This window comes from Cryptosporangium sp. NPDC048952 (assembly GCF_043197895.1).
GTDB lineage: Bacteria > Actinomycetota > Actinomycetes > Mycobacteriales > Cryptosporangiaceae > Cryptosporangium.
Map to the genome: position 1 here is coordinate 246,697 of NZ_JBICTY010000007.1, position 10,625 is coordinate 257,321.

The window sequence follows — 10,625 nt, forward strand, 5'->3', positions numbered from 1 at the left end:
GCTCATGCCTTTGCCTCCTTTGACTGGGGCACAGCCTCGGCGGTGGGCTCGGCCGGGGCCGACTTCTCGTGGAACTTCTCCGCGACCGGCCGGATCAGCAGGTTCGCGACGAAGCCGACGGCCAGCACGCCCACCATCGTGAACAACGCCGGCCGGTACGCCGACGAGGTGAGCGAACCGGGCTCGCCCTGGGCGTCGAGGAAGCCGTTGATGATCAGCGGACCGGCGACACCGGCCGCCGACCACGCGGTCAGCAACCGCCCGTGGATCGCCCCGACCTGGAACGTGCCGAACAGGTCACGCAGGTACGCCGGCGCGGTCGCGAAACCACCGCCGTAGAACGAGATGATGAACCCGGCGAGCAGCACGAACAGCCAGGTCGCGGAGTCCCCGACCGAGGCCAGCAGCACGTAGAGGACGATGCCGACGCCCAGGTAGAGCATGTAGATGCGCTTGCGGCCGACAATGTCCGACGTGGAGGACCAGGCGAACCGGCCGCCCATGTTGAACAGCGAGAGCAGGCCGACGAACCCGGCCGCCGCGGACACGCCGACCGTCGACGCGTCGCCGTCGCGGAAGAAGTCCTGGATCATCGGGCTGGCCTGCTCGAGGATGCCGATACCGGCCGTGACGTTGCAGAACAGCACGACCCACAAGAGCCAGAACGACGGCGTCTTGATCGCGTTGGCCGCCGACACGCTCGCGGTGGTGACCAGCGGCTTCGCCGCTACCTCGGCCGGGTCGAACCCGTCCGGCCGCCAGCCGTCCCTCGGCACCCTGATGTTGAAGACACCGAACATCATGATGACGAAGTACACGAGGCCGAGCGTCACGAAGAGCAGGACGAGCGCATGACCGTCGGCAATCGATTTCGCATTGGAGGGGTCGTAGCCGGAGTCGTAGTACGACATCAGCTGACGCGACGCCGGGCCGGCGACCAGCGCGCCACCGCCGAAGCCCATGATCGCGAGGCCGGTGGCCAGGCCGGGACGGTCGGGGAACCACTTGATCAGCGTCGACACCGGCGAGATGTAGCCGATACCGAGACCGATGCCCCCGAGCACGCCGTACCCGAGGTAGACCAGCCAGAGCTGCTTGGTGCCGATACCGAGCGCACCGACCAGGAAGCCGGTGGCCCAGAAGCAGGCCGACACGAACATCGCCTTGCGCGGGCCGTTCGTCTCCACCCACGTACCGGCGACCGCGGCGGAGAGACCGAGCATGACGATCGCGATGCTGAAGATGATGCCGATCGCGGTCTGGCTGACGTCGAAGTGGGCGACCAGCGAGTTCTTGTAGACGCTGGTCGCGTACGCCTGCCCGATACAGAGGTGGACGGCCAGGGCCGCCGGCGGGATGAGCCAGCGGTTGAAGCCCTCCGACGCCACGGTGTGACGTCGATCAAGTGCGGATAAAAAAGACAAGGCGCCCTCCGCAGCGAGGTGGAGCTGCTAATTGGGTCAAACCGGTGTCACCGGTTTGTTTCAGTGTGCAACCCTGCCCTATCTACGCAGCGTTAATCAGGTTGAGCGTTGAACGGCGCGATCCGCGCGCCGAACGGCTACCGTCGTTGTCCGCGCAGCGCGGCCCGCAGATCGTCGGCCAGGTGCGGCGGTGGCCATGCGCCGGTCACCAGGCCCTCGTGCACGGCCTCCCGCAGCACCTCGCTGAACAGCGCGTAGTGCGGCGAGCGCGGCCGCAGTCTCGCTCCCTCGACGGCCTTGTACAGCTCGTCGGCGTAGGGGTAGCGGCGTTTCACCTCGGCGTCGGTGTAGACGACCTTGCGCGTCGCGGCGAAACCACCGCGCTCGAAGAGAATCTGCTGGCTGCGCGAGTCGGTGAGGAACTCGATCAGCGCACGAGCCGCGCGGGGGTGCTCGGAGCGCTTCGCGATCGCGAGGTTCTGCCCGCCGAGAACGCTGGGCCACGGCAGCGGCGACACCGCGAACTTCACGCCCGTGGTTCCGGACTCCCCCGGGTCGGTCAGCGTCCGGTATGCCACCGGCCACATGCGCAGGAACAATGCACGGCCGTTGCGGAATGCGGTCGTGCTCGGCTGTTCGCTCAGGACCAGCGACTCGCGCAGGATCATCGGCCACGCGTCACCGTCCGGGCGCACACCGTTCACGAGCCGCAGCAGCCCCTCCGACGCGGCTGCGGAGTCGACGCGGACCTCACCCTCGTCGTCCACGATCTCGCCGCCGGTGCTCCACACCGCCTCCAGCGCGTTGACCGTGAGCCCCTCGTAGTCGTCCAGCTGGGTCACGAAACCGGCGTCGGGCACCGTGCCCTTCGGCGGATCGCCGCCCAGTACACCGGCGGTCTCCGCGCGCATGTCCTCCCACGTCGTCGGGGCCCGCTTGACCAGGTCCGAGCGCTGGTAGAGCAGCCCGGCGTCGGTGTTGAACGGCAACGCCCACAGCGTTCCGTCGTACTCGCAGCTCGTCAGCGGCTGCCGTAGGAATGCATCCCGGTCGACGCGGTCGTCGGGGAACTTCCGCAGGAGCCCGGCCTCCGCGAACTCGGGCAGCCAGGCGACGTCGAGGTTGAGCACGTCGACGTCACTGCCGTCACCGTCCGCGCGGGCGAGCATCTCGCTGCGCTCGGCGTCGGCGATGCTGTTGACCTCCTCGATCCGCGCCCGGTGGTCGGGGTGCAGCTGGTTCCACTCCTCGATCAGCGCCTGCCGCTGGTCGCCCGCGCTGTCGTCCTGACCGCTGAGCAGGACGATCTCGCCGTCCTCCCACTCGTCGCCGGTCAGGCTCGGGTAGGCGTAGAGCACGAGGCCGACGAGGAGCACGCCGACGAGGAAGCCCGCCATGGCGCCGGTACGGCCGGGGTGCCTTCTCGCGGACCGCCCGGCGCGGCGGATCCAGGCACCCAGGGCTCGCCTCCTAGTTCCCGCCACGGCCGCCTCCCACCGCGTCGAACAGTCCGAGCAGCGCGTTCGACAGCCCGCCGGTGCCGGCGTCGACACAGTCCCCGCCGGTGTGATCGCTCAGCGTCCGCAGCGCGGGGCCGGTGCAGGTGGCCTCGCCCAGCGCCACGATCGAGACCCGGATCCCCTGCCGGGTGGCCAGCGCGGCGAGCTGGTCCGGAGTGGGACGTCCGGAGCCGGTGTCCTCGCCGTCGGTGATCACGATCAGCGTCCGCACCGTCCGGTCGTCTTCGGGGCCGAGGCCCGTGAGTGCGGTGTCGACGGCCCGGTAGAGCGGCGTGCCGTCCTTCGGGGTGACGCCGGCGAGCGCCCGGTCGAACGCGGCTGCACCCGCGTCGGGTGGCCGGGATCCGAGCGGCACCAGCACGCGCGTCGGCGCGCTGCCCGCCGGGAACGACCAGAGCGCGACCTGGTCACCTTGCGCGACCTGATCGGCTGCGGCGTGCAGTGCCTTGCGTGCCGCGTCCAGCCGGGTCAGCCGCTGGGTGGTGACCCGCGTGTTCATCGATCCGGACGTGTCGAGCAGGACGAGGGTCCGCGCCGGCCGGCTCGCCACCGCGTAGTTCTTCAACGCGGTGTCGACAGTGTTGACCGACGGGCTGACCCGGACGAACAGCGCGTCCGGTCGGGCGCCCCACTTCGCGGTCAGCGGCTCGACGACCGGCAGCGACGTGGACGTGCCGCCGGACGGACGCAACCCGACGTCGTTGAGCGCACGGCGCCCGTCGTCGCTGCTCAGCCACCGGCTCCACTCCCGTCCGGCGTCGAGTTGCCGTTCGGTGCGGTTCGGCCAGTCGAGATCGACGAGGGGGTGGTCGAGCGCGACGGTGTCGCGGGGGTAGACCGCGACCAGCTTCTTCGCGGCCGGCGGGTCCTGTGCGGCCGGACAGCTGTCCCCCAGCGCCCCGCCCAGGTTGTACTGGACCAGTTGCTGCTCGGTGGTCATCACCGCCCCGACGGGTGCGGTGTCCGCCCGGTAGCGGCACAGCACGGCCTGCGCGTCGCCCAGCGGATAGGTTCCGCTGTCCAGCGCCCGGCCGATCGCCCGCTCCAGACCCCGGTTGATGTCCGCGGCCTCTTCCCGGGTGACCGGCACGGTCCGGGTGCCCGCGACGCTGGGATAGACCACCTCGGTGGCGATGGCCCCGGTCATCGACCGCGTCGGGTCGGGCCGCACGACCGGCAGCTTGTCCGTCCCGACCTCCTCGAGCAGCTCACCCCAGGTTCGGCGGGTCGCCCATCGCTCCGGGTCCTTCTCCACGAGCGCGGCCGGGATCCCGAGCACGACCGGGGAGACCGCGATCGAACGCTTGGACACGACCGGCGACTTCGCGCCGGTCTGCTCGGCACCCGCCTCGACCCGCCCGACGTCGACCGTCGAGTCGGGCATCCAGACGTCCGGGCGCGGACCGATCAGCCGCAGACTATCGATGCTCCAGCCCGCGAGCAGGGCCTCCCGGACCGTCACCGGGTCCGCCGCGTAGACGTACAGGTCCGCGGCCGCGCAGCCGTCGCGCGCGTCGGCGGTGGTCTGCTCGTAGACGGTCGCCAGCGCGGAGACGGCGGAGAGGCTTTCCGGGGTGGTCAGCACGCGCAGCGTCGGCGGGGGGCGGCAGCCGTGGTACCAGAACTCGATGTCCGCCCGGATCGGCGGAACCAGGAAACCCACCACGATCGTCAGGACCAGCACGATCGCCATCGGCACGACGAGCCGCACGAGCGCCGGTACTCCCGTCCAGAGTTCGCGCAGGCGACGCAGGAGGTCACCGAGGCCGGGGATCTTCTGCCACCAGTCCGAGAAACGACCATAGACCGCCTCGACCGCGCCCGCGGATCCGGCGACCGAGGCGAGGATCAGCAGCGTCCACGACCAGACCTCGTGCGGAGGATCGGTGGCCATCGCCGGCCCCGCGAGCGCCACGACGCCCAGCAGGAAGGCCACCAGGACGCGGCGCGGCGGCCGCTCGTTCCCGTTCGGTTTCTCCCCCGTCACGGCATCCTCCCTGATCACCGTGGGTGGTCAGGGTAGGACGTGCGGTCAACGCGCGGAGGATCTTTTGTAGATCCGGAGGCTAGTTCTCGCCATCCGGAACCAATGCCCGTTCGGGCACGACGCCTGTGGGTTCGTGTGGGAACGGCCACCTTCGTACCGATGGAGGCGCAAGGTGAAAGGGCCGTTGGGAGAAAGCCGAAGGGAGACAGCATCGTGGCTGGCAACCAGGCAGTGTCCTACGTGGGTCCGGGGAAGGTGACCGTCGAGTCCATCGACTATCCCGAGCTGGTGCTGAAGGACGGCCCCGGGGTTCACCCCGGAAATGTGGGCCGGACAGTCCCGCACGGGGTGATCCTCAAGGTCGTGGCGACGAACATCTGTGGCTCCGACCAGCACATGGTTCGCGGGCGCACGACCGCTCCGGCCGGGCTCGTGCTGGGGCACGAAATCACCGGCGAGGTCGTGGAGGCCGGGCCCGGTGTCGAGTTCATCAAGGTCGGCGACCTGTGCTCGGTCCCGTTCAACATCGCCTGCGGCCGGTGCCGGATGTGCAAGGAAGGGCACACCGGCGTCTGCCTGAACGTCAACCCGGACCGACCCGGGTCCGCGTACGGATACGTCGACATGGGCGGCTGGGTCGGCGGGCAGGCGGAGTACGTGATGGTGCCGTACGCCGACTGGAACCTGCTGAAGTTCCCCGACAAGGACCGGGCGATGGAGAAGATCCTCGATCTGACGATGCTGTCGGACATCTTCCCGACCGGGTACCACGGTGCGGTGACCGCGGGCGTGACGACCGGGTCGACGGTCTACGTGGCCGGTGCGGGTCCGGTCGGGTTGGCAGCGGCCTACTCGGCGCAGCTGCTCGGCGCCGCCGTGGTCGTCGTCGGTGATCTGAACAAGGACCGCCTGGAACAGGCGCGGAGCTTCGGCTGCGAGACCGTCGACCTGACGGCGGGCGGGACGCTCCCCGAGCAGCTCGAACAGATTCTCGGGGAGCCCGAGGTCGACGCCGCTGTCGACGCGGTCGGCTTCGAAGCGCGCGGGCACGGCGCGGATGCGGAGGAAGCGCCGGCGACGGTGCTGAATTCGATCATGGAGATCACCCGGGCGGCGGGGCGGCTCGGTATCCCCGGGCTCTACGTCACCGGTGACCCCGGCGCGATCGACGACGCGGCGAAGGTGGGGTCGCTCTCGATCCGGATCGGGCTCGGCTGGGCGAAGTCGCATTCGTTCACGACCGGCCAGTGTCCGGTGATGCGCTACCACCGATTGCTGATGCAGTCGATCCTGGCGGATCGGGCCCACATCGCGGACGCGGTCAACGCGACAGTCATCCCGCTGGCCGACGCGCCCCGCGGCTACGCCGAGTTCGACAGCGGCGTAGCCCAGAAGTTCGTGCTGGACCCCCACGGCCTGGTCGCCGCTTCGCGCAACTGACGCGCGAGGGGGTGTGGGGCACCGCCCCCACACCCCCGCCGGCGCGCGCCGGTGGAGCCGGCGGTCAGTGCTTCTTGCCGCTGCGGGTGAAGTCGGTGGGAATCACCAGGTCATCTGGGGTGAGCTGGTGGATCGACGACTTGCCGAGCCCGTAGAGCGTCTCGCTGATCCCGTCACGAATGATCACCAGGACGTTGTTCACACCCTTCTCCCCGTTGGCGCCCATACCCCACAGGTACGCGCGCCCGATCAGCACCGCGCGCGCCCCGAGCGCGAGCGCCTTCACGACGTCGCTGCCGCGCCGGATACCACCGTCGAGGAGCACCTCGATCTGGTCGCCGACCGCGTCCACGACCGCCGGGAGCAGGCGGATCGTCGCCGGCGTCGAGTCGAGGTTGTTGCCGCCGTGGTTGGAGACCGAGATCGCGGTGGCGCCGATGTCGACAGCGCGCCGGGCGTCGTCGGGGTGGGTGATGCCCTTGATCATGAACTCCCCACCCCACTGCTCACGCAGCCACTGCAGGTCGTCCCAGCTCGGGGCGGGGGTCTGGATCCACTGGCCGTAGGCACCGAAGAACGTCGGTATCTCCTCGCCCGGCAGCACCAGGTTCGGAACGCCCAGGTCGGGCAGCGCGCCGCTGCGAATCCAGCGGTAGAGGTAGCCGGGCTTCGCGGCGACCGGGAACGCGTACTTGCGGACCGCCTCGGCGTTGATCCGCTCGGGGATGAACGGGCTGCCCCAGTCGCGGCGGGAGTCGAAGACCCAGTCGAGCGTGACGATCAGGCCCTTCGCGCCGGCCGAACGGGCGCGCTCGGCACGGGCGAGCATCGCGTCGCGGCTGCCGACCCAGTACGACTGGAAGAAGAGCTTCTCGTTCTCCTTGATGACGTCCTCGATCGGCTTGGACGCGAAGGAGGAGAGGCCCATCGCGGTGCCGAGCTGCGACGCCGCCTTGGCGACGGCGACCTCGCCGTCGGGGTCGACGGCCTGGACGCCGGTCGGCGAGATCAGGACCGGGAAGGCGATTTCCTGCCCCATGACGGTGGTGGACAGCTCGCGGCTGGCCGGCAGGTCGGCGATGCGCGGACGGAACCCGAGCTCGCGGAAGGCGCTGACGTTGTCGTCCATCGTCGCGCCGGCTTCGGCGCCGCCCAGCAGCGCGAGGTAGACGGGCTTCGGCAGCCGCTTCTTCGCCCGCCGCTGCGCTTCCGCGACGGTCTCGAACCAATCCCTGGTGCTCGCCATGTGTCTTCGGCTCTCGACTCGGTGACGCGGCCTCGCTGCCCGCGCCGGGGGTGTTGCCCCCACAGTACGGCCATTACGTCACCGAGTGCCATAAGTTCCGGCAGAAATCACTGGGACTTGAGCTCGGACACCTCCGACGAGAGCGTCTGCGCGACCGAGGAGTCCTCGCCGAGTTCCGCGGCGAGCTCGTGGCTGAGGGCCTCGAGCTCGGTCCCACCCGCCATCAACGCCGTGAGCTCCTGCAACGTGATCTCCGACTTCGGGTGGTCCCCCATCGAACGCCCGCGGCGCAGCAGCATGAACCGGTCCCCCACCGGATACGCGTGGTGCGGGTTGTGCGTGATGAACACGACCCCGAGCCCCTTGTCCCGGGCCCGCGCGATGTACCGCAGCACGACCCCCGACTGCTTCACGCCCAACGCCGCCGTCGGCTCGTCCAGAATCAGCACCCGCGCCCCGAAGTACACCGCCCGGGCGATCGCGACGCACTGCCGCTCACCACCCGACAGTGTCCCGATCGGCTGATCGACGTCACGCAGGTCGATCCCCATCGCGGCCAACTCGGACTTCGTCGTCGTGCGCATGAACTTCGTATCGAGACGCCCGAAGCCACGCGTCGGCTCCGACCCGAGAAAGAAGTTCCGCCACACCGGCATCAACGGCACGACCGCCAGGTCCTGGTACACCGTCGCGATCCCCAGCGACAGCGCCTCCCGCGGCGACGCGAAGTGCCGCTCCTCCCCGTCGACGAGCAATCGACCGTCCGAGTGCGCGTGCGCCCCGGACAGGATCTTGATGAACGTCGACTTGCCGGCCCCGTTGTCACCGAGCACGCAGGTGACCTCACCGGGATGCACGGACGTCGACACGTCCGCCAGCGCGATGATGTTCCCGTACCGCTTACCGATCTCGGAAACCTCGATCAGAGGAGTGCTCATCGCGACCGCTCCGCTCGCCGACGTACTGCTTCGTTCAACAACACCGCGCCCAGCAGCATCACACCGAGGAACGCCTTGAGCCAGTTGTTGTCCCACCCGGCATAGACGATGCCCTGGTTGGTCATGCCGTAGATCAGCGCACCGAGCGCCGCCCCCACCGCCGAGCCGTAGCCCCCGGTGAGCAGGCACCCGCCGACCACCGCGCAGATGATGTAGATGAACTCCTGCCCGACACCGGTGTTCGACTGCACCGTCGACGTCGTGAACAGCAGCAGCATGCCCACCAGCCATCCGGCTCCGGCGCTGGTCATGAACAGCGCGATCTTCGTACGGGCCACCGGCACGCCCACCTGGCGCGCCGAGGTCTGCGCACCACCCACCGCGAAGATCCAGTTGCCCACCCGGGTCTTGAGCAGTACCCAGGTGGCCGCAGCGGTGACCAGGATCCACCAGAACACCGACGCGTACACCCGGCCGCCCGCGACGGTCACGGCCGAGCCGAACACCGCGTGCGGCTGCGAGTAGAACGGCACGTTCGCCATCCCCTGGATCGCGACCTGCCCGATGACCGCCTTCACCGCCGCCAGGTCGATCCCCTGCAGCACGAAGAACGTCCCGAGCGTGACGATGAAGCTCGGCAGCCCGGTGCGCATGACCAGCAGCCCGTTCAGGAAGCCGACGGCCAGCGCCAGCACCAGCGACACCAGCATCGCCGCCCAGATGTTCAGACCCCACTGGGTGGTCATCACACCGACCGCGAGCCCGGTGAAGCCGGTCATCGCCCCGGCGGAGAGGTCGAACTCCCCGCCGATCATCAGCAGCGCGACCGCCACCGCCATGATGCCGATCGTCGACGCCGACCGCAGCCACGTCGACGCACCCGACGCCGTCGCGAACGTGTCGGTCACGACGGCGAAGAACACGAACACCGCGATCGCGGCGACGAGCGCGCCGACTTCCGGCCTCGTGAGGACGCGCCCGAAGAGGCCCTTGGAAGCCAGCCGCTCGTCCAGTGCGACTGAGGTCACCGCGTGCCCTTTTCCGCGAACTTGCCGACCGCTTCCGCGTTCTCCTTGGTGATGAACGCCGGTCCCGAGTACACCGGCTGGCCACCGCCGAAGTCGTTGCCGTTGATGCTCTTGAGGTACAGCGCGGTCACGGCCGCGTAGCCCTGCACGAACGGCTGCTGGTCGACCGCGAACTCGATCTTGCCGTCCTGGATGTTCTTGATGACGTCCGCGGAGAGGTCGAACGTGGCGACCTTCGCCGACGACCCTGATTCCTGAACCGCGCTCACCGCGTCGATCGCGTACTGGCCGCCGAGCGTCAGCACGCCGTCGACCGCCTTGTCGGCCTGGAGCTTGGACGTGATCGTGGCCTGCACGGCGTTGTCGTCGGTGCCGTCGACCTGCAGGTTGGTGACCTTGCCGCCCATCGTCGAGGTCACGGCCTTGCACCGCTCCTCGAGCCCGACGTTGCCGGCCTCCTGGATCACGCAGAGCACGTTCTTCCAACCCGCGGTCTTGAGCCGGGTGCCGACCGCCTGACCGGCGATCTCCTCGCTCTGACCGATGTGGGTCATCGCGCCGAACTCTTTCCACTTTTCGATGCCGGAGTTGATCGTGATCACCGGGATACCGGCGGCGACCGCGTTCTTCACCGACTGCTCGAGCCCGTCGGGGTTGGCCATCGAGACGATGACGCCATCCACCTTGTCGGCCACCGCACCGTCGATGAGCTGCGACTGCTTGGCCGGGTCGGCGTCCGAGGAGTACTCCACCTTGACGCCGTAGTCCTTGCCGGCGCGCTCGGCACCGGATTTGACCCGGTCCCAGAACGCGTCACCGGGAGCGCCGTGCGTGACGATCGCGTACGTGAGGTCCAAATCGTTCGCGTCGTCGGCACCCTTGTCCTGGCCGGTGCCACTGCATCCGGCCACGGCGAGGAACAGCCCGACGACCACTCCGGCTACGGCGAACTTCTTCATTGAGTTCTCCTGGGGGCGACGCAGAAGGGTCGATCGTTCGGTGAGTGTGGTAGACCCCACAGCCCGTGTCAACAGGATCTGAT

General features: G+C 69.1%; 8 protein-coding genes. 1 reads left to right on the forward strand and 7 read right to left on the reverse strand.

What is annotated here, in order from left to right; all coding sequences use genetic code 11:
* Nucleotides 1-2: 2 nt before the first annotated feature.
* The 3 genes from ACGFY5_RS34790 to ACGFY5_RS34800 all read right to left on the reverse strand — a co-directional run bounded on the left by ACGFY5_RS34790 (nt 3) and on the right by ACGFY5_RS34800 (nt 4,931).
* Nucleotides 3-1,424 carry an OFA family MFS transporter gene (locus ACGFY5_RS34790; RefSeq protein WP_392726936.1) on the reverse strand — a complete coding sequence of 474 codons (1,422 nt, stop codon included), beginning with the start codon at nt 1,422-1,424 and terminating at the stop codon, nt 3-5.
* 137 nt (nt 1,425-1,561) lie between these two features.
* Nucleotides 1,562-2,908, reverse strand: a complete 1,347-nt coding sequence (locus ACGFY5_RS34795) for an extracellular solute-binding protein (protein WP_392726939.1) — start codon at nt 2,906-2,908, stop codon at nt 1,562-1,564.
* Nucleotides 2,895-4,931 (reverse strand): VWA domain-containing protein, encoded by a 2,037-nt coding sequence (locus ACGFY5_RS34800; protein WP_392726942.1) that lies wholly within the window; start codon nt 4,929-4,931, stop codon nt 2,895-2,897. The genes ACGFY5_RS34795 and ACGFY5_RS34800 overlap by 14 nt, the downstream gene beginning before the upstream one ends.
* Before the next feature lie 213 nt (nt 4,932-5,144).
* Here ACGFY5_RS34800 and fdhA point away from each other — a divergent pair, with 213 nt between their 5' ends.
* A complete protein-coding gene (gene fdhA, locus ACGFY5_RS34805) occupies nt 5,145-6,371 on the forward strand; it encodes a formaldehyde dehydrogenase, glutathione-independent (protein ID WP_392726943.1) in 1,227 nt (408 codons plus the stop codon).
* Nucleotides 6,372-6,435: 64 nt separating this feature from the next.
* Here the strand turns inward: fdhA and mftD are convergent, their stop codons facing one another.
* The 4 genes from mftD to ACGFY5_RS34825 form a co-directional block, all read right to left on the reverse strand.
* The gene (mftD, locus tag ACGFY5_RS34810) at nt 6,436-7,617 is read right to left on the reverse strand and encodes a pre-mycofactocin synthase MftD (RefSeq protein ID WP_392726945.1); all 1,182 of its coding nucleotides are present in this window, start codon (nt 7,615-7,617) and stop codon (nt 6,436-6,438) included.
* A gap of 107 nt (nt 7,618-7,724) precedes the next feature.
* Nucleotides 7,725-8,555, reverse strand: a complete 831-nt coding sequence (locus ACGFY5_RS34815; RefSeq protein ID WP_392726947.1) for an ATP-binding cassette domain-containing protein — start codon at nt 8,553-8,555, stop codon at nt 7,725-7,727.
* Complete coding sequence (locus ACGFY5_RS34820; RefSeq protein ID WP_392726949.1) at nt 8,552-9,583, reverse strand: ABC transporter permease; 1,032 nt, start codon at nt 9,581-9,583, stop codon at nt 8,552-8,554. Before ACGFY5_RS34820 ends, ACGFY5_RS34815 begins: the two co-directional genes overlap by 4 nt.
* Nucleotides 9,580-10,542 carry a substrate-binding domain-containing protein gene (locus ACGFY5_RS34825; RefSeq protein WP_392726951.1) on the reverse strand — a complete coding sequence of 321 codons (963 nt, stop codon included), beginning with the start codon at nt 10,540-10,542 and terminating at the stop codon, nt 9,580-9,582. Before ACGFY5_RS34825 ends, ACGFY5_RS34820 begins: the two co-directional genes overlap by 4 nt.
* Nucleotides 10,543-10,625 lie beyond the last annotated feature (83 nt).

Coding starts and splice junctions, on each gene's coding strand:
- ACGFY5_RS34815 (WP_392726947.1), bottom strand. CDS start 8,555: ATGAGCACTCCTCTGATCGAGGTTTCCGAGATCGGTAAGCGGTACGGG.
- mftD (WP_392726945.1), bottom strand. CDS start 7,617: ATGGCGAGCACCAGGGATTGGTTCGAGACCGTCGCGGAAGCGCAGCGG.
- ACGFY5_RS34825 (WP_392726951.1), bottom strand. CDS start 10,542: ATGAAGAAGTTCGCCGTAGCCGGAGTGGTCGTCGGGCTGTTCCTCGCC.